This window comes from Chloroflexota bacterium (assembly GCA_020850535.1).
Taxonomy (GTDB): domain Bacteria; phylum Chloroflexota; class UBA6077; order UBA6077; family JACCZL01; genus JADZEM01.
Genome location: JADZEM010000041.1, coordinates 1 through 23,666 on the forward strand (window position 1 = coordinate 1; position 23,666 = coordinate 23,666).

Consider the following 23,666-nt stretch of genomic DNA (forward strand, 5'->3'; position numbering starts at 1 on the left):
GGAACGGGCGGTCGGGGGTTGAAACCCCCGCCTACAGTCACACCGTCGCTGCGCGACGGAGACCGGGAACAGCCGTCGTCCGGTGAGACTGGAGCGTCGCGCAGCGACTGCAGGATCGTAGGCGGGGCTTTCAAGCCCCGACGCGGCGGCACGACCACATCAACATGCAATCGCCCTGTCCGGCGACCGCCCTTTATTGATCTGGGGATGAACGGCGAGCTAAACGACGCTGGAGCCGTTCGTCGAGGGCGGCGTGTCGGTCAGTCCCTCGCCCTCGGCCGGGCGCCCGACCACCGAGTCTGCGATGCCGTACTCGACCGTCTCCTGCGCGCCCATCCAGAAGTCGCGTGAGAGATCCTGCCGGATCAGCTCGGTGGTGCGGCCGGTGTGGAACGAGTAGATCTCCTCCATCCGCTTCTGGATGCGGAGGATCTCGCGGGCCTGCACCTCGATGTCAGCGGCGGTTCCCTGGAAGCCGGCCGAGCCCTGGTGGATCATCACGCGGGCATTCGGCAGGACGTGGCGCTTGCCCTTCGCACCGGCCGCCAGCAACAGCGAGCCCATCGACGCCGCCAGGCCGACGCAGGTCGTCGAGACGTCACTGGGGATCAGCTGCATCGTGTCGTAGATCGCCATGCCGGCCGTCACCGAGCCGCCGGGCGAGTTGATGTACATCGAGATGTCGCGATCTGGATCCTCGCGGGCGAGGTACAGCAGCTGCGCGACGATCAGGTTGGAGATGTGATCGGAGACAGGCGTCCCGAGGAAGATGATGCGCTCTTTGAGCAGCAGCGAGTAGATATCGTAGGACCGCTCACCACGGTTCGTCTGCTCGATGACCATCGGGACGTAGTTGGTCGCCGAGTGGCGCGGATCGATGATTGAGCGCGGGTCTGCCATGTGAGCCTCCTGCCAGAGTTGAAGTATACGAGGCGCGCGCAACGCTCCCGCGAAAAGTCCGGCACACCGGTGCTGTCCTGGACGGCACAGCCGTGCGGACAACGAGGGGCCGTGCCGCGGGAGGGACGGGCGGGCGAGATATCGGCCCGCCCCCAGCGTCAGGGCTATCGGCTGTCAGGGCAGTTCGAGCTGCGCATCAGGGCAGTTCGAGCTGCGCATCAGGGCAATTCGAGCTGCGCCAGCGCCCCGCTCTGCACATCCAGTTCTGCCGCGCGCTGCTCACCCCGCCCGCCGTTCGGGCGCACGGTGATCGCGTAGCGCCCCGGCGGCACCGAGAGCGCCCCGAACATGCCGGTGCCATCCGTCTCGCCGCCCAGGCTCTTGGGGCCGGAGAGATCGACGCGCGCGCCGTCGAGGCCGGGCACGCGCAGCATCACGCTGCCGGCGCTCGCGCTCGGCTTCCAGGCGGTCGCCGGCGTCAGCGTCCGAGCCGGGAAGGGCGGCTGTCCGCCGTTGAGCGGCCCTGGCTCGGTCAGCGCGGCCCAGACCTCCGCGCCCTGGGCGCGCGAGGTGACGGTGTCGTCGCCGGCCGCCGAGGGGCGCGTCGCCGCATACGAGTAGAGCGCCACGCCGGCCGTGCCTGGGCCGTTCGGATTCTGCGCGAGCGCCCGCTTGATCTGCGCGATGCTCTCGGCCGGCTCGTTCAGGTAGAGCGCGACGGCCGGGATGATCTGCCGGCCGTAGGCATGGTTCCGCTGCCAGTCTACCCAACGGTCGAACCAGGGGCCTTGCCCGGCCGACTCGCGGAAGTAGTTCATCGGCATGACCTGATCGACGATCCCCTCTTCGAGCCAGGAGCGCCAGTCCTGGAAGACGCTGCTGTAGCCGGCGCTGCGCTGCCAGTCGGCATCGGTGCGGGGGCCCTCGCCCCAGGGGATCGCCGCAACGCTGAGCTTGACGGTCGGCTTGACGGCCAGTGCGCCCAGGTAGATGCCGCGCACCAACGCCGTCACCTGGTCGCGCCGCCACTGATTCCAGGCAGGATCATTCCCTGGCGGGCGGCCCTCCCGACCGTAGCGGGCGTTGAAGCGGTCGATGCTGGTCTGGTTGTAGCCCCAGCTCTGGCCGTCTGCGCGCTCGGGGTAGCGGATGTAATCCAGGTGCAGCCCGTCCACGTCGTACTCGCGCACGATGGTGAGGGCCACGTCCGTGGTGTACCGCGCGGCATCCGGGTGGCCCGGGTCCAGGAAGTACCCGCGAGACCACGTCGTACCGTCCTCGCGGCGGCTCAGCCAGTCCTCGCGGCCGGCGGCCGATGCGCCGTGCTGGTTGAAAACGTGGGCAGGATCGACCGGCGCGCGGTTCTGGCTGCCCCAGATGTTGGTGACGACGATCCAGGCATGCACCTCGATGCGCGGCTGCTCGGCGCGGGCGCGCTCGATGAGGTAGGCCAGCGGGTCGAAGCCGGCGGCCAGCTCGGGGTCTTCGGCGCGCGGCTCCAGGCTGCGGGCGTACATCGCGTCGCCCCGCCGCCGCATCTGGACGATCAGCGCATTGACGTTGGCCCGGCGGGCGTCCGCCAGCAGCCGGTCGACCTGGGTTGGCGTCTTGAAGCCCTCGCGGTACGCATCGACCCAGAGGCCGCGGAACTCCGGGCCTGCGCCCGTCGGGTTGACGACGGCTGATGCGCCGCCCGGGCTGACCACCGCTCCGCCGCCGGCCGGGCCGGCCGCTGGCGCAGACGGGCTGGCTGGCCCCGCACCGCCCGGCGCGATGACCGGGGCCGAGCCACCGAACAACTGGGCCTCAGCGGAGGGGACGGAGCCGAGCAGCAGCAGGGCTGCGAGCAGGCCGGCAAGGGCGATGGCCCAGGATGATCGGAGTGGCGTCACGCGCGCGTCACCTCAGAGATGGCAGTGGCCCCTGGTCCCACGCGGCCCTTCGAGCAGACGGAAGACGAACGCGGCCTGCTGGAGGAACGGATTGGCGAGGGCGAGGGTTGCGGTCTGTCAGTGTCACGTGGGGGAACGCCTGGCGCAAGCGGCAGGGGGCGGCGTTTCGGGCGGACCTGACGGGCACGCCCAAAACTGTGACGCGCCACGCTGTGATTTGCCGCTCAGGCGATACGCTATCACTCGGCTCGGAGTCTTGTGACCGTACCTCTACCTCTTGCCGGACAATACGTGGCATGTATGGCCTCGCGGAGGATCGTGGCATGTATGGCCTCGCGGAGGATCACGGCACGCAGGCATGGACGGAGGGCGTCTGCCATCACCAGATCCACCTTCGCACCGAGTATCGCTTCGAGCCGCATCTGGATGCGTCCGAGATCGAAGAGATCGAGCTGTCGGCCCAGGTCGATCAGCAGATCGATATCGCTCGTCGGCCCTGCTTCGTCGCGCGCGACCGAGCCGAACAACGAGAGCGCTCCGACTCCCATGGCTGCCAGCTCCACGCGGTGCTCGGCGAGCAACCGCAGCACCTCATCTCGCTGCTCCCAGGGCTCAGAAGGCGTCGTCGCGCTGGCCGGAGGTGAACTCCGCCAGCCGCGCATCCAGCTCCTCCTGGCTCACCAGCCCCTTCTCGACCAGCAGGTGCTCGAACGCCTCCAGCCAGCGCTCGTAGTACGTCGAGCTGCTGCCCGAGCGGTCCGCCTCGCCGATCTCTTCGATCAGCTCATCGCGGAACTCGTTCCATTCGAACAGGTTCCGCTCGTGCATCGAGATCGTCATGCCGAAGACGCGCGCCTCCCAGGCCGCGTCAAACACCAGCTCGCCGTTCTTGCGGGGCAGCGCTTCCGTCCCCTGCATATCGGCGATCTCGCGGCTCGGCCCCTGCGCCTCCGTACTGTCAGCCATCATGCCCGCCACCTCAGCCGACCGCCGCCGGAGCCTGCACCTTCGCCACGCCGATCATCGAGTCGCGGGAGATCAGGTCCACCAGCTCATCTTCGGAGAGATGCTCGGTGCCGGCCGGCCGCTCCGGCAGCACCATGTAGCGCAGCTCCGAGCTGCTGTCCCAGACCCGCACCTCAACATCGTCCGGCAACTCCAGCCCGAACTCGCGCAGGACGGCGCGCGGCTCGATGACGGCCCGCGAGCGGTAGGCGAACGACTTGTACCAGGTGGGCGGCAGCCCGATCAGCTGGCTGGGGTAGCAGGAGCAGAGCGTGCAGACCACCATGTTGTGCACCATCGGCGTGTTCTCGACCACCGCCAGCAGCGCCCCGCCGAACCCCAGCTCCTCCACGGCGGACGACGCATCGGCCAGGAGCCGCTGCTTGTAGGCCGGATCGACCCACGCCCGCGCGATCACCCGTGCGCCGTTCCGTGGCCCGATGTCGTCCTCGTACACGGAGATGACCTTGTCCACCACGTCGCTGGAGGTCAGGCCCTTCTCGATCAGCAGCGATTCGAGTGCCCGCGCCCGCACGGACGCCGACGACTCCGGATGGCTGTGATGGCCGCTGCCGTGGTTGCCGCTCATGGATCAGCACTCCTTCGATGAACGCGCAGCAGGAAGCTCGGGTCGGATGTCGCACGCCCGGGGCGCAGCGCCCGGACGGACCTACGGAGATTCAGGACGGGGAGCCAGCCGGCGGCTCCAGGTAGCTTTCCCAGAGATCGATGTACACCCGCTCGCGCGGCTCCGAGGACGGCCCCCACAGCTCCCCGCCCTCGAAGGCGACGGTGTACATCGGCTGTGGCTGCTCGCCCAGGCCGTGCGCGTGGGTGTCCGGAAAGATGTAGCTGCCCCGCACGGCGTGGATCGTGCCGCGCTTGCCACGCACGTAGCGCGGCAGCCGGGTGTGCCCGAGCGGGTGCTCGTTGCGGGTGACGACAGCGTCCCCTTCGGCGAAGCGGGGCGCAGCGCCCGGGCGCTCGTACTGGTCGCGGCCGGCGCTGGGCGTCCGGAGCACCGCGATCAGGTCCGGATCTTCGCGCCGCGGCAGCGGGGCGTCCGGCTGCTCCTGGAGCAGGCGCACCCGGGCCTCCAGCTCTTCCTGGGTGACGACGCCCTTCTCCACGAGGTTCCGCTCCAGCGAGGAGAGCCACCGCTCGTAGTAGCTGGCGGCGAGGTACTCGGCTGGCGGCATCCGCTCGATGCCGTGGCGGGACTCGTCGATGTTGATGATGCCGCGCACGCGGGTCACGCGGGACATCATGAACACCTTCTTCTCCCACTCCTCGTGAAAGACCGGCTCGTTCTCCTCGCGCACGACCGGGCCGAAGCCGTGCATGCCCCCCATGTCATGTGCGCCGTTCATGCTGCTCCTCCCCGGCCCCGTCGCCGTCCCTGGCCCTGTCTCTGGCCAAACCGCCTCGTTCGATGATGCGCGATGCGGCTGACGATGGCAAGCATGCGGCCAGCCGGGCGGTCACCCTGGACCCGCGCCGCGCGACGCCCGGCCGGCCGCGCCGCACGTCGTCTGAGCGAAGAGGGGTCGCGTTACCCCCGGAACGCCTGACGCCTGTCTCATCACCCTCGGGACGCTGTCAGGTACCATTTCCTCTTGAGGACGGAGGTATCTTGACGATGGCCCAGCAGTGGTACGACATCGTGATTGTGGGCGGCGGTATCGTCGGCCTCGCCACGGCCCGCGAGCTGCTCAAGCGACGCCCCGGACAGCGCGTCGCAATCCTCGAGCGAGAGTCGGCGATTGGCCAGCACCAGACCGGACACAACTCGGGCGTGATCCACGCCGGCGTCTACTACGCGCCGGGCTCCCTGAAGGCTCGCCTCTGCACCGAAGGCCGCCTCAAGACGTATGAGTACTGCGAAGAGAAGGGCATCCCCTACGAGAAGTGCGGCAAGCTGATCGTCGCCATCGAGCCGGAGGAGCTGCCCCGTCTGGAGAACCTCTACCAGCGCGCCACCGCGAACGGCGTGCCCGGCATCCGGATGGTTGGCCCGGAGGAGATCCGCGAGATCGAGCCGCACAGCGCCGGTATCAAAGGCATCTTCTCGCCCGAGACGGGCATCGTGGACTGGAGCCGCGTGGCCGAGGCGTACGCGGACGACGTACTGGCCCTCGGCGGCGAGATCCTGACCAACTACGAGGTCGATGGCATCCGCCGCAAGGGTGACTGGGTGCTCATCAAGACCACCTTTGACGAGATCATCCCGACCCGCTACCTGATCACCTGCGCCGGCCTCCAGTCCGACCGCGTGGCCGCGATGTCTGGCGCGGACAAGAACCCGCAGATCGTGCCGTTCCGAGGCGACTACTACAAGCTCAAGCCGGAGAAGGCGTACCTCACCAGGGGCATGATCTACCCCGTGCCCGATCCACGCTACCCGTTCCTGGGCGTCCACTTCACCAAGCGGCACGACGGCGAGGTCTGGCTTGGCCCCAACGCGGTGTACGCCTTTGCGCGGCACGGCTACGGCAAGCTCGACATCAGCATCCGCGACAACCTGGAGACGGTGACGTTCCCCGGCTTCTGGAAGATGGTCAAGCAGCACTGGAAGATGGGCGTGGACGAGATGGTCCGCGACTTCAGCAAGAAGCTGTTTGTCGAGACCTGCCAGAAGTACGTGCCCGAGGTCACCGAGGACGACTGCGAGCCCGGCCCGTCCGGCGTGCGGGCGCAGGCGCTGGGCGCAGACGGCTCGCTGGTAGACGACTTCGTGGTGCAGACCTCGGACCGTATCTTCCACGTACGGAACGCGCCGTCGCCGGCCGCCACGTCGTCGATGGCCATCGGCCGTGCCATCGCGGACCGCGCCGAAGAGGCGTTCTCGCTGCCGCACGGCCTCAGCGTGTAGGTTACAGGGGACAGGTTACAGCGAAGGCTTGATCCCTGTCCCCTGTCCCCTGCAACCTGTCCCTGACACCTCGTGGAGGCGCGTGTGAGCGATACCCGTGGCAAGGTCATGACCGTCCTCGGCCCGATCGCCCCTGAGGCCCTCGGCACGACGCTCATCCACGAGCACATTCTCTTCGACCTCTCGGTGTACCACGAGCAGCGCTTCGGGCCAGGCAAGGCCGAGCCGCTGCCGGATGAGCCGCTCGGCATCCAGCACCTCCACATCCTGAAGCACAACATCGCCCGGCTGCGCGACAACGTCTTCCAGAAAGATGTCGAGACCGCCGCCACCGAGCTTGACCAGTTCAAGGCGCTTGGCGGCAGCACGGTGGTCGAGGTGTCCAGCGGCGGCCTCATGCCCGATCCGGCCGGGCTCGTCCAGCTTGCCCAGTGGACAGGCCTGAACATCGTCGCCGGGACCGGGTACTACATCGGCGCGTCGCACCCCGCCGACCTGGCGAGCAAGAGCGTCGAGCAGGTCACGGACGAGATGCTGCGCGACGTGCTGGAGGGCATCCCCGGCACGGGCGTCCGCGCGGGCATCCTGGGAGAGATCGGCACCACCGAGCCGCTCTCCCGCACCGAGCGCATCGTGCTGGAGGCGACAGGGCGCGTCCAGGCGCAGACCGGCACGGCCATCGTGCTGCATCCGGACTCGTTCCACCGCACCTACAGCCAGATCACCCCGAACCTGGACATCCTGGAGCAGGCCGGCGCAGACCTGAGCCGCGTCATCGTGAGCCACTGCGACGACCGTCTTCACCAGCATGTTGAGTCGTACCGGAAGCTGGCGGCGCGCGGGTGTACGCTGGCGTTCGACACCTTCGGCAAGCAGGCGTACTACCCGACCCGCAAGCGCCAGTACCCAAACGACGATCAGCGCATCGCCACCATCGCGCGGCTGGTAGACGACGGGCTGGCCGGCTCGGTCACGCTGGCGCATGACGTCTGCTACAAGACCGACCTGACGCGCTGGGGCGGCGACGGCTACGGGCACATCCTGCGGAACATCGTGCCGAGGCTGCGGGAGACCGGCGTCCCGGACACGGCGATCCAGCAGATGCTGGTGGAGAACCCGCGCCGCCTGCTGACGCTGACCCGCTAGTGCAGGGGCAGACGACACCCGCTGGGAGCGCGCCATTCCCCGGGAGGGCGACACCCCCTGGGGGCGCGGCCATCCTGGCCGCCCCCGGGAGGGACACCCCGTACCGGGGCGGCCAGGATGGCCGCGCCCCCAGGCGAGACCGCGACCGTCCCCCACCAGCCACCTTCGAGCTGGAGTGCGTGGCTGGCCTTGAGTCGTTCGGCCTCGACGAGCTGCGACCGCTCTCCCCACGACCCGCGATCTACGCCCCATCACCCCGGTTCTCCTACGGTGGGTCGTGGGCGGCGTTGCTGCGGCTGCGGACCGTGGTGGCCGTGCACGTCATGGTGGCCGATGGCCTGCCCCGCCCGACCGCCCTTCTGGACGACGGCATCTTCCGCCGGCTCATCGCCACGGTCGGGCACATTCGGTCGCTGCACGGGGCCGGGGCGTTCAAGACGTTCCGGCTGAGCGCGGCCGGGGCTGACTCGCCAGTCTTTCAGCGATTCGCAGCGCGGTTGACCCTGGAGACGGGCCTCAAGCCGGCCGAGGACGCCGGCGATCTGCTCCTGCGCTGCCGGCGCGGGGCCGATGGCGGCTTCGAGCTGCTAGTGCGGATCTCGCCGCGCCCGCTGGCCGCCCGGAGCTGGCGCGTCTGCAATCGGCCGGGCGCGCTCAATGCCGCCGTCGCCTCGATCGTGGCGAGGCTATCCGTGCCCCGCCCCACCGACGTGTACCTGAACCTCGCCTGTGGATCGGGGACGCTGCTGGTGGAGCGGGCCAGCCTCGGGCCGGCCGCGCGGCTGCTGGGGTGCGACCTTGACGCCGAGGCATTGGCCTGCGCGACGCGGAACGTCGAGGCCGCCGGACTGGCCGCCCTGTCCGCTGACAACGGCGCCACGACAACGCCGACGCCTGACGGACGTGCCACCGTCGAGCTGGCGGCCTGGGACGCCACCGCGCTCCCGCTGGCAGACGCCTCGGTAGACGCGCTGACCGTCGATCTGCCGTTCGGGCAACTGGTCGGCACGCACACCGAGAACGCCGAGCTGTATCCGCGTCTCCTGGCCGAGGCCGCACGGGTGGCCCGGCCGGGCGCGCGGCTCGCCGCCATCACGCAGCAAGTACGCCTCTTCGAGCGGTCGGTGCGCGCCGAGACCTGGATCGCCGAGCGGGTGCTCCGCCCGACGCTCACCACCAGCGGCGGCGCGATCAAGCCCGGGATCTACGTCCTGCGCCGCGCCTGACCCTGACCGGGATGCGATGCCCTCAGGCGGGCGGGAACGCAGCATCTTGGAGCCTGCACGGCCACCGTTCGCGTTGCTCGCGCGCTCACCCGTTCAGGCTGACATGCCGAGCGTCGAGCGGAGCACGGCCGGCGCGACGTTTCGGCCCGTCAACACCAGCACCACGCGCTGCCCGGCGACAGGGATCTCGCCGCGCAGCAGCAGCGCGACCGTCACCGCCGCCGAGCCCTCGATCAAGATGTGCTCGTGCTCCAGGGTGGCGCGCATCGCCGCCGCGATCTCCGCCTCGCTGACCAGCTTAACCTCGTCCACGTAGCGGCAGGCCAGATCGACCGTGATGCTGCCCACCGCGATGTTCCCCGAGAGGCCGTCCGCCAGCGAGTCCTCGACGGTCACCGGGACTTGATGGCCGGCCGCCAGCGCCGCGTGCAACGATGGCGAGGCCGTTGACTGCACGCCGACCACCCGCACGGCCGGCTTCAGGCCCTTCGCGGCGAGCGCCACCCCCGAGATCAGCCCGCCACCGCCGGCCGGCACCAGGAGCACGTCAGCATCCGGCTGCTCTTCGAGGATCTCCAGCGAGATCGTGCCCCCCCCGGCCACCACGGCAGGGTCGTCGTAGGCCGAGACGAACGTGATGCCGCGCGCGCGGGCCAGCTCGATGGCATGGGCCTCGGCGGCGTCGTAGTCCGGGCCGTGGAGGATCAGCGTGCAGCCGCTCTGCCGCAGCAGCTCGACCTTTGCCGCCGAGGCCGTTTCCGGCACGACCACCATGGCCGGCAGGCCGGTCAGCTGGGCCGCCTGCGCCACGCCCAGCCCGTGATTCCCCGCCGAGGCCGTCAGCACACCCTTCGCGCGCGCCTCGGCGTCCAGCGAGAGCAGCGCATTCAGCGCGCCGCGCAGCTTGAACGAGCCAGTGAGCTGGAAGCACTCGAGCTTGAGCCAGACCTCTGCGCCGCTGGCCTGGGACAGCCAGCCGGAGCGCTCCAGCGGCGTCCGCTGCACGTACGGTCGGATGCGGCGGCTGGCAGCCTGCACGTCCAGCAACGTGACGGCATCGGCGGGCTGACTCATCAGGATCACTGCTCCTCGTTCAGGCGTGCCGAAGGATAGCCGGTCACGGCAACATGATCTCCCGGGTGCGGCGGGCCGTCCAGGTGAGATTGTCCCAGTCCCCGGCGAACGCCTGGTAAGCCAGCCCGCCGAGCGCGATGTGGAGCTGGCAGGCCAGCAGCCGCTCGCGGAAGCAGGGGATCGTCAGCCCGATTCGTGTGTAGTATCCCCGCGCCTCGGCCTCGAAGTCGATGCCATCCCAGGCAGCGAACCAGCGACCCCAGAAGGAGAACCACGCCACATCGTAGAGGAAATCCCCGTAGAGGCCGCAGCCCCAGTCCAACACGCCGGTGATGCGGTCGTCGGTCACCAGCACGTTGAAGTGGAGCAGATCGCTGTGGATCAGGGAGCGATCCTCCGGCTGATGCTCGATCAGCGATACCAGCCGCCGGTAGCCGTCGTCGAAGGCCGCCAACGCATCCGGACGCTCGGCGAGGCGGGCGCGCCAGCCGTGGATGCGCTGCGTCGGAGGATCGTTCGCCACGTCGAGCAGGAACGCCCGCCAGGTGGCGACCATCCCGCGTCCAGCGCCATCCCAGCCGCCATAGCCAGCGGTGTCGGCGACGTCCGCCAGCCGCATCGCGTCGAGCGTGCGAAAGAGCGACGGCAACAGCGCCCGCATCTGTGCGCCGTCCACGTCGTCGATGTAGCCGCCGTGCAGCCGCTCGGAGATGGCGTAGTACCCGCCGATCTGGCGGCCGGTTACCCCGACGCCCTCGGCCTCGCCGATCTCCAGCACGCGCGGGATCGGCAAATCCGGCCCGGCGAAGCGCATCGCGAACCGGTCGCGGTCGAAGTCCTCGCGGAGCGCCCCGAAGCGGATGACCAGATCGTCGCCGGCGTGCCGGAACGCAAACGCTTTGGACCAGACGCCCGTGCCCAGCACGGCGACCTGCTGTACAGCCGCGCCGAAGCGCTCCTTCAGGAAGGCGGTGGCGCGCGCCTCGTTCACGGCATCAGGATCGACCATGCGCCCTCTCCCCGCGGCGTCTCGCGTCATGCTACCGCGTTCGGCGGCCCGCATGGCGAAAAGAAGACCTCACGCCGCGGCCGTCGTGCCCGCGCCGGGAAGGGGAAGCATCCCGGCGGAGCACGGGGCTGCGGGTGAGGTCTTTCGGTTGGGCGGACGTGCCCAGGGCAGGTGAGTTCGACGCCGGTCAGCGCAGCATGCGTGATGCGGACGGTCAGCCCAGCGTGATGCGGACGGTCAGCCCGGCGTGATGCTCCGCACGTCCAGGAGCTGGCTGGCGCGCGGCGCGAACCCGGCCATCTTCTTCGCGCCGGCGTAGAAGTCGTCCGGAGCGAACAGCGGCACACCCGGCGGATCCTTGTCGATGACGGCAAGGGCCTGGAGGTAGATCTTGATGCGCTCGTCGCGACTGGCCGTCGACGCGCCGGCGTCGATCAGCTTGTCCAGATCCGGATTCGAGTAGCAAGCGTACCGGAAACCGGTCTGATACGTCTGCCCTGAGGCCCAGGCCGTGCGGGGCGGCCTCAGGCTGGCGGCGGGCCGCTGCTGCCGCGCACCCTCAGCGGGCACGTCAGCACCCGCGACGCCACCCGCGGGCCACCGTCGAGCTGCTCCAGCAGGCCGGTCATCGCCAGCGCGCCCATCTCGTGGCGCGGGACGGACATCGTCGTCAGCGGGGGCCAGGACAGCCGCGCGGCCGTCGTGTCGCCAAACCCGACGATGCTCAGCTGCTCGGGCACGGCCAGCCCCCGCCGGTGGGCCGCCGTCAGCGCGCCGACAGCCATCTGATCGTTGACACAGATCAGCGCCGTCAGGCTCGGGTGCTGGTCGAGCAGCCGCTGGGCGGCCTGCTCGCCGCCATCAGCCGTGAACACGCCGCTCATAACGCGATCCTCCGGCAGCACGTCGGCGTCCAGCACACCGCGAATGCCCTGGAGGCGCGCCCGCGAGGTGGTCAGGGTGGCCGGCCCGGCGATGACGCCGATCTCGCGGTGCCCCAGCCCGACGACGTAGCGGGCCATCTCGGCGGCGGCGGCGCGGTTGTCGATGGTGATGCACGGCGCAGCGGCGGCCACCTCCGCCAGCGCCACGACCACCGTGCCCTGCTGTTCGAGCCGCGCGACGGCGTCGGCGTGCCGGGCTGCCTGGACCGCATCCGTGACGCCGCCGGCGGCCAGGATCACGCCATCGACCCGGTAGTCGTGCAGGGTCTGGAGGTAGCTCAGCTCGGTCACAGGGTCGCGGTCGGCGTTGCAGACGATGACGAGGTAGCCGGCCTTCCGCGCCACGTCCTCGACCCCGCGCACGATCTCCGCAAAGTACGGATCTTCGACGTCGCCGACGATCACCCCGACGATCTGGGTCCGGCGGGTGACGAGCGCTCGCGCCAGCACCGATGGCGAATACTGGAGGGCGTGAGCGGCCTCCAGCACGCGCTGCCGGGTGGCCTCGGCCACGGGGTAGCCGGTGTCGTTGAGGACACGCGAGGCGGTGCTGAGCGAGACGCCAGCGCGACGGGCCACGTCGTCGAGGCGGGGCCGAGCGGGCCTGTCGGGTGCGGGGATACGGCGCTCCCAGAAGTCACCGGGCGCAGCAGCGCGCGGAGCAGTCGGCGGGAGTCTAGGGCGCGAGTCGATGCGCTGGCAAGCAGGCGTCGCTCAGTCAGAGCTGGCTGACGAACCACGCCCGGACGGCGGCCGGGTCTTTGATCAGGTTCCGCTTGCCCCAGGTCCGGTCGAACGCCTGCGAGAACGTCTTCACCACCGACAGCCCGGCCATCTCCATCCCGAAGATCGTCCAGCCCTGGGCGTTCACCATGTGGGCCTGCCGCAGCGTCAGCAGCACGACCTCGTGCCCGACGATGGTGGCGTCGAACGGCAGCGCGTCCTCCTCCAGCCCGATGGAGAAGTTCGGGTAGTGGCGGTCCAGCAGCCCGAGGATCAGGTCCACCTGATCGCGGATCTGCTCGTGGGTGAGCTGGTTGCCCTGCCACTGGCGCGAGCGCAGGTACCCGGCCATCGTCTGCATGCTGTAGATGTGGCGGACCTCGTACTCCTCGACGCGCCGCTCCCACCGTTCGAGCCGCTGCGTCTGCTCCTGCACATACCGCTCGACGACATCCTGGTCGTACCACTGCTCGTAGATGCGCGTGATCGAGTCCGGGCGCAGGAACGTCGGCGGGCGATGCAGCATGCCGTGCATGCTGCCCTGGATCTCGCGCTCGATCTCCGTGGAGCGGCGCGACCATTCGGAAGGGAAGCTGCGGCGCTCGTACTGGTAGGCGTAGACGGCACAGCGGTCCGGCAGCTCGACGCGGTTGCGCTCGTCGGGCCCGCCCGGCGCGAGCAGCGGCTGACCATGGCCGGCCAGCACCAGCAGCCGATCCCAGTGTGCGCCCTCCACAGATGGCGTCCCGCCGCCGTCCGACCATTGCAGCACGTTCTGGAGCCGCTCCAGGTTCCGCCGCGACGGCATCGAGCGGCCGGTGCGCCAGCGGAAGACCTCGGAGCGGGAGACGTCGAGCCGCCGCGCCAGGGCCGTGTCCCAGACGTTCGCGCGCAGCATCAGCGCTTCGAGCGCCTGCCCGAACTCCTGATGCGCCGATCCGCCCGCGCCCCGTGGCCGCCCTGGCATGCCGTTCTCCTGGTCCTGTCGCATTCGACGCTGCATACAACGTTGCATCCGCCCTGGGGCGTGCAACGCGCCCAACGATACCATGAGCCAACCCCGCGCGGAGTTGCGGATCATCGCCGTGCGGGCCTGAGCAGCGGTCTCGATGGGGAGGGGTGGATTGGCTGACCGACCACTGGCCGGCCTGCGTGTGCTGGAGCTGGCAACCGGAATCGCCGGGCCGTACGGCGGCAAGCTGTTGGCCGATCTCGGCGCGGACGTGCTCAAGGCCGAGCCGCCAACGGGCGACCCATCCCGTGCCCGCGGCCCGTTCCGCGCCGGCCGCCCGGACCCCGAGGCGAGCGGCTTCTACCTCTACCTGAACAGCGGCAAGCGCGGCATCACGCTCGATCTGGAGAGCGCCGAGGGCCGGGCCGCCCTGCTCGACCTCGTGGGCGGCGTCGACGTGCTGCTGGAGAGCTTCGCGCCGGGCCTGCTGGATCGGTTTGGCGTGGGCGTCGAAGCGCTCCAGGCCCGCAATCCCCGGCTGGTGGTCGTCTCGACGACGCCGTTCGGGCAGTGGGGGCCGCGCTCGGGGTGGCAGGGCAACGACCTGATCGCCTTCCAGAGCTCGGGTTTCGCCTACGGCTTCCCCTCCCGCGAGATCGAGGCCGCCGATCTGCCGCCATTGAATGCCCCCAGCCACGCGGGCCTGTTCCTGGCCGGCGAGATGGTGGCCGGGGCCGCGGTCCACGGCCTGCTGGTGGCCCAGCGCGACGGCGTCGGCAGCCACCTGGACATCTCCGAGCAGGAGGCCGTCAGCGCCGAGAACCAGGCCCAGCACAACGCCCTGGACCGGAAGGCCGGCGAGCGCGGCGGCTACGATGGCGGGGATGGCGGCGTCAGGAGGACGGTGGTCGAGAGCTCGGCCAACGCGACCGTCTTCTTCCTGCCCTGCCGCGACGGCTGGGTGGTGGTCTCGCCGCGCGAGGATCACCAGTGGGCGCGCTGGCTGGAAGTCATGGGCGGCCCGTCCTGGGCCGACGACCCCCGCTTTGCGACCAAGGCTGCCCGCCAGGACAACTGGCTGGTGCTGCATCCGCTGATCTGCGAGTGGAGCCGCCAGCAGGCGAAGCGCGACATCTTCGAGGCGGCCCAGGCCGAGCGGGTGGCCTGCTACCCGCTCGGCACGGCCACCGACATGCTGGAGCTGCCGCAGTTCGCCCATCGCGGCTTCTTTGTGGAGCAGGAGCATCCGACGCTCGGCACGCTCTCGTTCCCGGGCGTCTCGTACCAGTCGCCGGACGTGGCGCGCCCGCGGCCGACGCTGGCGCCGCGCCTGGGGCAGCACAACACCGAGGTCTACGGCGAGCAGCTCGGCTACGACGCCGCGCGGATCGCCGAAGTCAGCGGCCAGGGACAGCGCAACGGCACGGACGGACCTCGCCCCCCCTTCCCTTCTCCTCATAGGGGAGGGGCCGGGGGTGAGGTTTTCTCGAAGCCAGCCGCCCGGCCGTCGAACGGCCACCTGCCGGCATCCAAGCCGCTGGCGGGCGTCCGCATCGTCGACTTTAGCTGGGTGATGGCCGGGCCGATCTGCACCAAGTACCTCGGCGCGATGGGCGCTGAGGTCATCAAGATCGAGTCGAAGGCCCGCCCGGACCTCTCGCACCGCAACCCGTCCTGGGAGGAGCTGAACCCGGGCAAGCGCAGCATCACCCTGAACCTCAAGGACGAGCGCGCCCGCGACCTCGTGCGGCAACTAGTGGGCATCGGCGATGTCGTCATCGAGAACTTCTCGACGGGCGTCATGGAACGGCTCGGGCTGGGCTACCCGGCCCTGCGCGAGATCAACCCGCGCATCGTGATGGCCTCGGCGTCCGGCTTCGGGCGGACCGGGCCGCAGCGCGACCTGGTGGCCTACGGGACGCTGCTCCAGTGCTTCACCGGCTGGGCCAGCCTCTCGGCCTACCCCGACCGCGTCCCGACCTCCTCGGGCGGCGTCTGGACCGATCCGCTGACGGCCTGCATCGAGGCGTTCCTGCTGATGTCGGCGATCTACCGCCAGCGCAAAACCGGCGAAGGCGGCTTCTTCGACCTCTCGATGACCGAGACGATGATCGCCGCGCTGCCCGAGCCGATCCTGGCCTGGACCGTCGCCGGGCAGGTGCTGGAGCCTAGAGGCAACCGCGATCCGCTGGCCGCGCCGCAGGGGGCCTACCAGACGGCCGGCGACGACCGCTGGATGGCGCTGAGCGTGGCCGACGACGCGGCGTGGCAGCGGCTGTGCGGCGTGCTCGGGCGGGCCGACCTGGCCGCCGACCCCGGGCTGGCGACGGCCGCCGGCCGGCGCGCGCGCCACGACGAGTTGGACGCGGTCATCGCGGCCTGGGTCCGCGACCGCGACGCACAGGAGACGGCGGCGCTGCTCCAGTCACACGGCATCGCGGCCACCCCGACGCTGACGGCGCTGGACGTGGTCTCGGACGCCCATCTCGCGGCCCGCTCCTTCGTGAGCGAGGTCGAGAAACTGGGCGGCGGCACCCGCTACACGCTCGGCGCGCCCTGGATGGTGGACGGCGAGCGGCCGAACGGCTTCCGCCGCGCGCCCGAGGTGGGCGAGGACAACGAGTACGTCTTCAAGTCGCTCCTGGGACTCTCGTCGCAGGAGTACGACCGGCTCGTCGGCGAGCAGGTCATCTACTGAACGATACCCACCACGACGATGGCGGCGCGCAACGGCTGCGTCTGACGCCCGAGCAATCACGGAAAGGCACCACCAGCATGGCAGAGAACGGCACGGCGCAGTACGAGTACGTGACCCGCGAGCAGACCGGGTCGATCATGCGGATCACCCTGAATCGCCCTGAGAAGCTGAACGCCATCGACTATCAGGTGGGCGCGGAGCTGTACGACGCCTTCGCGCTCTGCCAGGACGATCCGTCGATCCGCGCCATCATCCTGGCTGGCGCGGGCCGGGCGTTCTGCGCCGGCGACGAGCTCGGCCGCGAGCGCACCGCTGACGAGCAGCTATCGCTCAAGCGGCGCGGTCACATCAAGCACTACGTCCAGGGGCCGGGCCGCTGGACCAGCACCGTCCGCCTGATGCGCAGCCTGCCCGCCCCGGTCATCGCGCGGGTCCAGGGCTACGCCTACGGGGCCGGCTTCAACCTGGCGCTCGGCTCGGACTTCCGCGTGATGGCGCGCGACGCGAAGCTGGCAACGCCATTCATCAAGCGCGGTCTCGCTACCGGCACCAACCTGCTCCAGCAGTACGTCGGCATCGGCAAGGCCATCGAGATGACGCTGCTCGGCGAGCCGCTCGACGCCGAGGAGGCGCTGCGGCTCGGGCTGGTCAACGAGGTCGTCGATCTTGCCGATCTCGACGTCGCCGTCGAGCGCTGGGCCGAGAAGCTGGCGAACGGGCCGAGCGCCGCCATCGGCCTGACCAAGCACGCCGTCTACCGGGGCTGGGACCACGACCCCGACGAGGCGTACTGGCACCAGGGCTCGGCGGTGGCCCAGGGGCGCGAATTGGAAGACCTTGCCGAGGGCGTGGCCGCTTTCAAGGAGAAGCGCCCGCCCGCGTTCACCGGACGGTAACGCAGCCGTTCGTTCGCAGTTCGACATCTTCGCGCCGCGCAACGATGCACGGCGTACCGCGCGATCTCGCCACGTCCGACCGTGTGTGTCGGGGAAGGAGCCTAGGCGATGAGGCGATTGGAAGGCCAGAGGGCGCTCACTCGGCGCTCGTTCTTACGAAGCATGCTGGTGGTCGGGGCGGGCGCCTCGGCCGCCCTGATCCAGGCCTGCGGGCCGCAGGCGCCGGCCCCGGCGGCCGGCGGTGGGCAGTCGGCGGGCGCTGGCGCCCAGGCGAGCGGCCCGGTCGTCCCGACCTCGACCCCGCGCGCCGTACCGGCCACCCAGGCGCCGGCCGCGCAGGCAGCACCCGCGCAGACCGCGCCGGCTCAGGCTGCCCCGGCGGCTGGCGCGGCCCAGCCCACGGCAGCGCCGGCCGCAGCCGCGAAGCCGGCCGCCGCCGTGAACAATCGGCCGCCGCTGGTACGCCAGCAGGACCCCGGCCCGCCGAAGCGCGGCGGCATCCTGGAGACCTCCGTCGGCAAGGATCCCGAGACGCTGGAGGTCATGCAGGCCGTCAACGGGCCGCTGCGGATCACCTCCAGCCTCGTCTACCGCCGGCTGGTCCAGTTCCGTGGCACCGACTACTACGACATCGAAGTCGAGCCGGACATGGCCGACTCCTGGACGGTCTCGCCGGACGGCAAGACCTGGACGTTCAAGCTGCACCAGGGTATCAAGTGGCACAACGTCCCGCCGGTCAACGGCCGCGAGTTCACCTCGGCTGACGTGGCCTGGACCGTCGAGTACTACAAGACGAAGTCCAAGGAGTACGCCTGGCTCTGGGAGTGGGTCTCGAAGGTCGAGACGCCGGACAAGTACACCGTCGTCTTCCACTCCGACAAGCCGAACGCCGAAGCCCTGCTCAACATGGCGGTGGACAACAACGCCATCGTCCCGAAGGAAGTCTTCGACCAGGACGGCAACTACCGCTCGAAGATCATCGGGACGGGGCCGTACATCTGGAAGAACTGGGAGCCGGGCGTCAAGGTCGAACTGGTCAAGAACCCGGACTACTGGGAGGTCTCCGAGGTGGACGGCAAGCCGCTGCCGTACCTCGACGGGATCACCGCCTACATCATGCCGGACTACGCCACGCGGCTCGCGGCGTACCGCTCCGGCAAGATCGCCGGGCACCGCTGGGGCTTCCAGGCCGCCCGCAACGACGTCGACAGCCTCTTCAAGGGGATGCAGGGCCAGCAGCGCTGGGACGGCGTCCACTTCCTGTCCGGCGGCGGCTTCACCCTGAACATCTCCAAGAAGCCGCTCGACGATCTGCGGGTCCGCCGCGCGATGTCGATGGCGCTCAACCGCGACGCCATCATCAAGGACGTCCAGCAGGGCGCGGCCCAGTGGGCCGGCTTCGTCACGGCCTCCTTCACCAAGTACGCCTGGCCCGAGGAGAAGCTCAAGGGGCTGGAGTTCCTGAAGTACAACCCGGACGCGGCCCGCGCCCTGATCAAGGAGGCCGGCGCCGAGGGCGGCAAGATCATCATCGACCTGCACCCGGACACCACGCCGGGCGCAAAGGTGCTGGTCGAGATGGCCCAGCAGATGTGGAAGGACATCGGGCTGGACCCGGTCATCGACCCGACGGACACCCCGGCCTCGTACGCCAAGCGCCAGTCCGGCGACTTCATGGTCTTCGGGAACGGCGTCGGCTTCAGCTCGGCGTCCATCGACGCGGGCACCCGCCAGCTCTACCACTCCGAGGGCCAGCGGAACTACACCCGCAACAAGGATCCCGAGTTCGACAAGCTGGCCGATGCCCAGGCCATCGAGCTGGATCTGGAGAAGCGCAAGCAGCTTGTCGATCAGATCCAGCAGAAGATCTACGACAACATGTGGGTCATCCCCCACTACGACGCCATCGACACGCTGCTCAACCAGCCGTGGGCGAAGAACTGGGGCTTCCACTGGCAGCTCGGGTGGGTCCACTCCGAGCGCATCTGGATCGACAAGTAAGCATGCTGAGGTACGTCGCGCGGCGGCTGCTCCTGATGCTCCCGGTGCTCTGGGGCGTCAGCCTGATCGTGTTCATCGCGATCAGGCTGGTCCCCGGCGACGTCATCCTGGCCAAGATGCAGGGCGAGTTCTCCGCCAAGCCCGAGCAGATGGCCAGAATGCGTGCCGAGCTTGGACTGGACGTGCCGGGCTACGTCCAGTACTTCCGATGGATTGGCGGCGTCGTCACGGGCGACTTCGGCGTCTCGATGAACACGTTCCGCCCGGTCCTCAGCGAGATCGTGAGCCGCATCCCGATCACCGCTGAGCTGGCGATCCTCTCGCTGTTCTTCGCGGTGGTCATCGCGGTGCCGATCGGGGTGGCCTCGGCCGTCTACCAGGACACCTGGATCGACTACACCGGGCGACTGCTGGCGATGCTGGCGCTCTCGATACCGAGCTTCGTCATCGCCAGCGCGCTGATCCTCTTCCCGTCGATCTGGTGGGGCTACTTCCCGCCGATGGGACTCACGGCGCTGACGAAGAATCCGCTGGAGAACCTCCAGCAGGTGCTCCCCGCCACGATGGCCCTCGGCGCGATCCTGGCGGGACAGGTCATGCGCCTGACCCGCTCGTCGGTGCTGGAGGTGCTCCGCAGCGACTTCGTGCGGACGGCCCGCGCGAAGGGGCTGAGCGGCTACGCCGTCATTGCGAGGCACGTCCTGCGGGCCTCGCTGATCCCCGTCATCACGCTGATCGGCAGCGACTTCGGGCGTCTGCTGGGCGGGACGGTGGTCATCGAATCGATCTTCGCCTTCCCCGGCATGGGCCTGCTGACGCTGACCTCGATTCAGCTTCGGGACTACACCCAGCTTCAGGGCAACGTCCTGTTCATCGCGGCGGTCTTCGTGCTGTTCAACCTGCTGGTCGACTTGCTGTACGGCGTGCTCGACCCGCGCATCAGGTACAGCTAGCCATGAGTACGCGAGCAGCAGCCATCACCGAGGTTGGCAGCCTGCCGGCCGTGGGGGCGCGCAGCCCTCGCCGCCGGCTGCTGTCGCAGATCCAGCGTCGGCCGCTCGGGGCGCTGGCCCTGGGCATCGTGATCCTGGTCATTGCCGTCGCGATCCTGGCGGACGTGATCTCGCCGCAGGATCCGTATCGCATCTTCAACGGGCAGACCCGCGCCGCGCCCGGCGTCGTGGCCGCGAACGGGGTGCCGTTCGTGCTCGGCTCGGACGAGTCCGGCCGGGACATCCTGAGCCGGATCATCCACGGGGCGCGCGTCTCCCTGTGGGTGGGCGTGCTCGCCGTGGCCGTCGGGACGCTCGGCGGCACCATCGTCGGGGTGGTCAGCGGCTACCGAGGCGGCCGGGTCGATCTGATCCTGCAACGGGTGATGGACAGCGCCCAGGCGATCCCCTCGCTGGTGCTGGCGCTGCTCCTGATGGCCGTCCTCGGCTCCAGCCTGACGAACGTGATCCTGGCGATTGGCATCGTCCAGATCCCGTACACCAACCGGGTGGTGCGGTCAGCGGTCCTCAGCCTGAAGCAGGAGACGTTCGTCGAGTCGGCGCGGGCCATCGGCGGCACCGACACCTGGATCATGCTGCGCCACATCGTCCCGAACGTCTTCGCGCCGATCATCATCATCAGCACGTCCGGCCTGGGCGGCGCGATCCTGACCGAGGCGTACCTCAGCTTCCTGGGGCTGGGCGCGCCCCCGCCGATCCCGTCCTGGGGCGGCATGGTCAGCACGGCCCGGACCTACATGCTGACGAACCCGCAGTTGCTGCTGGCGCCGGCCGTGGCGCTGAGCGTCACCGTACTGGCCTGGAACCTGGCCGGCGACGCCCTGCGAGACATCCTCGATCCGCGCTTGCGGCACCGGTAGGAATACCTCACCCCGCAGGGGGCTGGGGGGTGAGGTTCCCCCACACTGCGAATGTTCTCTGGAGCAACTGATATGACGGGTCCACTGGCCGGTATTCGCGTCATTGATTTCGGGCAGTACATCGCCGGGCCGCTGACGGCGATGCTGCTCGCCGATCACGGGGCGGACGTGATCCGTGTGGACCCACCGTCTGGGCCAACCTGGAAGACGCCGGCCAACGCCACCTGGAACCGGGGCAAGCGCAGCATCGCGCTGGACTTGAAGCAGGCCGCGGATCGGGAGGCGGCGCAGGCGCTGATCGCCGGGGCGGATGTCGTCGTCGAGGGGTTCCGCCCGGGCGTCATGGACCGGCTCGGGCTGGGCGCGTCAGCAGCCCTGGCCGCCGATCCGCGCCTGATCTACTGCTCGCTGCCGGGCTTCGCCTCGGACGATCCACGCGCGCAGATGCCCGGCTGGGAGGGCGTCATCGGCGCGGCCACGGCGACCTACCGCCCGCCGATGGACACGCCGAAGGGGCCGCCCGCCTACACGGCGATCCAGATCGCGTCGCACTTCGCGGCGTTCCAGGCGGCCGTCGCCATCGTGATGGCGCTGGTCGCACGGGAGCGCTCGGGCCTGGGGCAGCGCATCGAGATGCCGCTGTTCGACGCCACGTTCGCAGCCATCGGGGCGCACGGGCTGCTGATCGACGGCGGCGTGGCGGGCGGCCGGCCTGACGACTTCTGGGGCGGCCTCTTCGAGTGTGGGGATGGCCGCTGGGTCTTCTTCAGCGGCTCGACGCCCCGGTTCCGCCGCCGGTTTGTCGATGCGGCCGGTATCCAGAGCTGGGAGGCCGAGGGCCTGCTCGACATCCCTCGGATGACGCGCGATCCGGAGCTCGGCTCGCAGCTACGGCCACGCCTGCGGGCGCTGTTCAAGACCCGGCCGGCCCTGGAATGGCAGGAGCTTGGCGCAGCGGCCGGCGTCCCGATCACCGTCTCACGGACCAGCGCCGAGTGGATCGCGGAGGACCACGCACGGGCGGCCGGCATCGTGCGAGAGGTGGCCGACCCGGCGCTCGGCCCGACGTGGCAGCCGGGCCGAGCCGTGCGACTCTCGGCCTTCCCAGACGAGCCGTTGCGGCCGGCCTCCCGCCTGGACGCCGACCGCGCGAGCGTCCTGGCCGAGGCTGCTCGGCCGGCCGGCACGGTCACCTCGACGCACGCTGCGCTGACCCAGGCGCTCGGCGGCATACAGGTGGTGGACGTCTCGCTGGTGCTGGCCGGGCCGACGGCTGGCCGGACCCTCGCGGAGTACGGCGCGCGCGTCGTCAAGATCAATGGGCCGCGCGAGGAAGGGGCCGGCTACCGCACGAGCGTCCACCGCTACCACACCGACGTCAACCGCGCGAAGGAGACGATCCTGCTCGACCTGAAGGACGAGGCCGGCCGGGACGTCTTCTTCAACCTCGTGCGGCAGGCCGACGTGGTGGTGCAGAACTTCCGCCTGGGCGTCCCCGAGCGCATGGGCATCGGCTACGAGCAGCTTCGGGCCATCAAGCCAGACCTGATCCACGTCTCGGTGAGCGCGTTCGGCTACAGCGGTCCGTGGGGCAATCGCCCGGGCTACGAGCCGAACGCCCAGGCCGCGACGGGCCTCCAGACCCGTTTCGGCGGCGACGACGCACCGCTGATGCAGCCGTTCGCCGTCAACGACTACGGCACCGGCCTGCTCGGGGCGTTCGGGGCGGGGCTGGCGCTCTACCACCGCGCGAAGACCGGCCAGGGGCAGCGCGTCGAGGCGGCGCTGGCCTACACCGGCACGCTGCTCCAGTCCGCGCACCTGAACGACTACGCCGGCAAGGTCTGGGACGAGCCACGTGGTCGGGCTGCGCGCGGGACCGGGCCGCTCCACCAGATGTACCAGGCGGCGGACGGCTGGCTGTTCCTGGGCGCGAGCGAGGATCAGGTGTCGATGCTGGCATCCGTGGACGGGCTGGCCGGCTGCGAGGCCCTGGCGGGCGACGCGCTGGCCGCGTTCCTGGAGGCGCGTCTCGTGGCCGGCAGTGTCGAGCAGTGGGTGACGGCGCTGACGGCGGCCGGGCTGGCTGCGGCGCGGGTGGTCACCTCAGTGCCGGCCGTGATGGTCGATCCGTGGGTGGTCGCGCACGGCCTGAGCGTGACCCGCCCCCATGACACCGGCGAGCAGATCACGACGGTCGGCCCCGGGGTGCGCCTCTCGCGGACCCCGGCGACGCCCGGGCGGCCTGCCGCCACGCCGGGCGCAGACGCGCGCGCGGTGCTTCAGCAGGCCGGCTCGGCAGAGGCCTTCCCCGCGCTTGCCGAGCGCGGGGTGGTGCTGGAGCGCCCGTAGCGCACAGCCAGCCCACACCGTCGAGGATCTGGCTCGGCAGACGCCCTCTCGGAGCGCGGCCACGCACTCCCCCCTGTCATCCTGAACGGAACGAGCCTGCGAG

General features: G+C 70.0%; 20 protein-coding genes. 9 read left to right on the forward strand and 11 right to left on the reverse strand.

What is annotated here, in order from left to right; genetic code table 11:
• Positions 1–219: 219 nt before the first annotated feature.
• The 6 genes from IT306_06215 to nthB all read right to left on the reverse strand — a co-directional run bounded on the left by IT306_06215 (position 220) and on the right by nthB (position 5,167).
• Positions 220–900: an ATP-dependent Clp protease proteolytic subunit gene (locus IT306_06215; GenBank protein MCC7367996.1), complete on the reverse strand. Its 681-nt coding sequence runs from the start codon at positions 898–900 to the stop codon at positions 220–222.
• Positions 901–1,118: 218 nt separating this feature from the next.
• Positions 1,119–2,792, reverse strand: a complete 1,674-nt coding sequence (locus IT306_06220; GenBank protein ID MCC7367997.1) for a family 10 glycosylhydrolase — start codon at positions 2,790–2,792, stop codon at positions 1,119–1,121.
• 239 nt (positions 2,793–3,031) lie between these two features.
• The gene (locus IT306_06225) at positions 3,032–3,454 is read right to left on the reverse strand and encodes a nucleotidyltransferase family protein (protein MCC7367998.1); all 423 of its coding nucleotides are present in this window, start codon (positions 3,452–3,454) and stop codon (positions 3,032–3,034) included.
• Complete coding sequence (locus IT306_06230) at positions 3,405–3,761, reverse strand: nitrile hydratase accessory protein (GenBank protein MCC7367999.1); 357 nt, start codon at positions 3,759–3,761, stop codon at positions 3,405–3,407. Before IT306_06230 ends, IT306_06225 begins: the two co-directional genes overlap by 50 nt.
• Before the next feature lie 10 nt (positions 3,762–3,771).
• Positions 3,772–4,386 (reverse strand): nitrile hydratase subunit alpha, encoded by a 615-nt coding sequence (nthA, locus tag IT306_06235; GenBank protein ID MCC7368000.1) that lies wholly within the window; start codon positions 4,384–4,386, stop codon positions 3,772–3,774.
• Positions 4,387–4,477: 91 nt separating this feature from the next.
• Entirely contained in the window at positions 4,478–5,167 is a 690-nt protein-coding gene (nthB, locus tag IT306_06240; protein MCC7368001.1) for a nitrile hydratase subunit beta, read from the reverse strand.
• A 269-nt stretch (positions 5,168–5,436) separates the two neighbouring features.
• Here nthB and lhgO point away from each other — a divergent pair, with 269 nt between their 5' ends.
• From lhgO to IT306_06255, 3 genes are all read left to right on the forward strand, one after another.
• Positions 5,437–6,669, forward strand: a complete 1,233-nt coding sequence (lhgO, locus tag IT306_06245; protein ID MCC7368002.1) for an L-2-hydroxyglutarate oxidase — start codon at positions 5,437–5,439, stop codon at positions 6,667–6,669.
• Between the two features lie 84 nt (positions 6,670–6,753).
• Positions 6,754–7,815, forward strand: a complete 1,062-nt coding sequence (locus IT306_06250) for a phosphotriesterase-related protein (GenBank protein MCC7368003.1) — start codon at positions 6,754–6,756, stop codon at positions 7,813–7,815.
• A 179-nt stretch (positions 7,816–7,994) separates the two neighbouring features.
• The gene (locus IT306_06255) at positions 7,995–9,041 is read left to right on the forward strand and encodes a methyltransferase domain-containing protein (protein ID MCC7368004.1); all 1,047 of its coding nucleotides are present in this window, start codon (positions 7,995–7,997) and stop codon (positions 9,039–9,041) included.
• A 93-nt stretch (positions 9,042–9,134) separates the two neighbouring features.
• On the opposite strand, the gene IT306_06260 is transcribed toward IT306_06255, so the two are convergent.
• From IT306_06260 to IT306_06280, 5 genes are all read right to left on the reverse strand, one after another.
• Positions 9,135–10,115, reverse strand: a complete 981-nt coding sequence (locus tag IT306_06260; protein MCC7368005.1) for a threonine/serine dehydratase — start codon at positions 10,113–10,115, stop codon at positions 9,135–9,137.
• Between the two features lie 43 nt (positions 10,116–10,158).
• Positions 10,159–11,124: a phosphotransferase gene (locus IT306_06265; protein ID MCC7368006.1), complete on the reverse strand. Its 966-nt coding sequence runs from the start codon at positions 11,122–11,124 to the stop codon at positions 10,159–10,161.
• Between the two features lie 237 nt (positions 11,125–11,361).
• The gene (locus IT306_06270) at positions 11,362–11,694 is read right to left on the reverse strand and encodes a hypothetical protein (protein ID MCC7368007.1); all 333 of its coding nucleotides are present in this window, start codon (positions 11,692–11,694) and stop codon (positions 11,362–11,364) included.
• Entirely contained in the window at positions 11,649–12,647 is a 999-nt protein-coding gene (locus tag IT306_06275) for a LacI family DNA-binding transcriptional regulator (GenBank protein MCC7368008.1), read from the reverse strand. The genes IT306_06270 and IT306_06275 overlap by 46 nt, the downstream gene beginning before the upstream one ends.
• 139 nt (positions 12,648–12,786) lie before the next feature.
• Positions 12,787–13,758 (reverse strand): helix-turn-helix transcriptional regulator, encoded by a 972-nt coding sequence (locus IT306_06280; protein ID MCC7368009.1) that lies wholly within the window; start codon positions 13,756–13,758, stop codon positions 12,787–12,789.
• 157 nt (positions 13,759–13,915) lie between these two features.
• On the opposite strand from IT306_06280, the gene IT306_06285 reads away from it, so the two are divergent.
• The 6 genes from IT306_06285 (at position 13,916) to IT306_06310 (ending at position 23,563) form a co-directional block, all read left to right on the forward strand.
• Positions 13,916–16,441, forward strand: a complete 2,526-nt coding sequence (locus tag IT306_06285; GenBank protein ID MCC7368010.1) for a CoA transferase — start codon at positions 13,916–13,918, stop codon at positions 16,439–16,441.
• Between the two features lie 77 nt (positions 16,442–16,518).
• Positions 16,519–17,337 carry an enoyl-CoA hydratase/isomerase family protein gene (locus IT306_06290; protein ID MCC7368011.1) on the forward strand — a complete coding sequence of 273 codons (819 nt, stop codon included), beginning with the start codon at positions 16,519–16,521 and terminating at the stop codon, positions 17,335–17,337.
• A 108-nt stretch (positions 17,338–17,445) separates the two neighbouring features.
• Positions 17,446–19,338: an ABC transporter substrate-binding protein gene (locus tag IT306_06295; protein MCC7368012.1), complete on the forward strand. Its 1,893-nt coding sequence runs from the start codon at positions 17,446–17,448 to the stop codon at positions 19,336–19,338.
• 2 nt (positions 19,339–19,340) lie between these two features.
• Positions 19,341–20,291 (forward strand): ABC transporter permease, encoded by a 951-nt coding sequence (locus IT306_06300; GenBank protein MCC7368013.1) that lies wholly within the window; start codon positions 19,341–19,343, stop codon positions 20,289–20,291.
• Positions 20,292–20,293: 2 nt separating this feature from the next.
• Entirely contained in the window at positions 20,294–21,211 is a 918-nt protein-coding gene (locus tag IT306_06305; protein ID MCC7368014.1) for an ABC transporter permease, read from the forward strand.
• A 72-nt stretch (positions 21,212–21,283) separates the two neighbouring features.
• Positions 21,284–23,563 (forward strand): CoA transferase, encoded by a 2,280-nt coding sequence (locus tag IT306_06310; GenBank protein MCC7368015.1) that lies wholly within the window; start codon positions 21,284–21,286, stop codon positions 23,561–23,563.
• The last annotated feature ends 103 nt before the right edge of the window (positions 23,564–23,666 follow it).

Coding starts and splice junctions, on each gene's coding strand:
- IT306_06300 (MCC7368013.1), top strand. CDS start 19,341: ATGCTGAGGTACGTCGCGCGGCGGCTGCTCCTGATGCTCCCGGTGCTC.
- nthB (MCC7368001.1), bottom strand. CDS start 5,167: ATGAACGGCGCACATGACATGGGGGGCATGCACGGCTTCGGCCCGGTC.
- IT306_06230 (MCC7367999.1), bottom strand. CDS start 3,761: ATGATGGCTGACAGTACGGAGGCGCAGGGGCCGAGCCGCGAGATCGCC.
- IT306_06265 (MCC7368006.1), bottom strand. CDS start 11,124: ATGGTCGATCCTGATGCCGTGAACGAGGCGCGCGCCACCGCCTTCCTG.
- nthA (MCC7368000.1), bottom strand. CDS start 4,386: ATGAGCGGCAACCACGGCAGCGGCCATCACAGCCATCCGGAGTCGTCG.
- IT306_06305 (MCC7368014.1), top strand. CDS start 20,294: ATGAGTACGCGAGCAGCAGCCATCACCGAGGTTGGCAGCCTGCCGGCC.
- lhgO (MCC7368002.1), top strand. CDS start 5,437: ATGGCCCAGCAGTGGTACGACATCGTGATTGTGGGCGGCGGTATCGTC.
- IT306_06310 (MCC7368015.1), top strand. CDS start 21,284: ATGACGGGTCCACTGGCCGGTATTCGCGTCATTGATTTCGGGCAGTAC.
- IT306_06225 (MCC7367998.1), bottom strand. CDS start 3,454: ATGCGCGGCTGGCGGAGTTCACCTCCGGCCAGCGCGACGACGCCTTCT.
- IT306_06290 (MCC7368011.1), top strand. CDS start 16,519: ATGGCAGAGAACGGCACGGCGCAGTACGAGTACGTGACCCGCGAGCAG.
- IT306_06260 (MCC7368005.1), bottom strand. CDS start 10,115: ATGAGTCAGCCCGCCGATGCCGTCACGTTGCTGGACGTGCAGGCTGCC.
- IT306_06215 (MCC7367996.1), bottom strand. CDS start 900: ATGGCAGACCCGCGCTCAATCATCGATCCGCGCCACTCGGCGACCAAC.
- IT306_06295 (MCC7368012.1), top strand. CDS start 17,446: ATGAGGCGATTGGAAGGCCAGAGGGCGCTCACTCGGCGCTCGTTCTTA.
- IT306_06280 (MCC7368009.1), bottom strand. CDS start 13,758: ATGCCAGGGCGGCCACGGGGCGCGGGCGGATCGGCGCATCAGGAGTTC.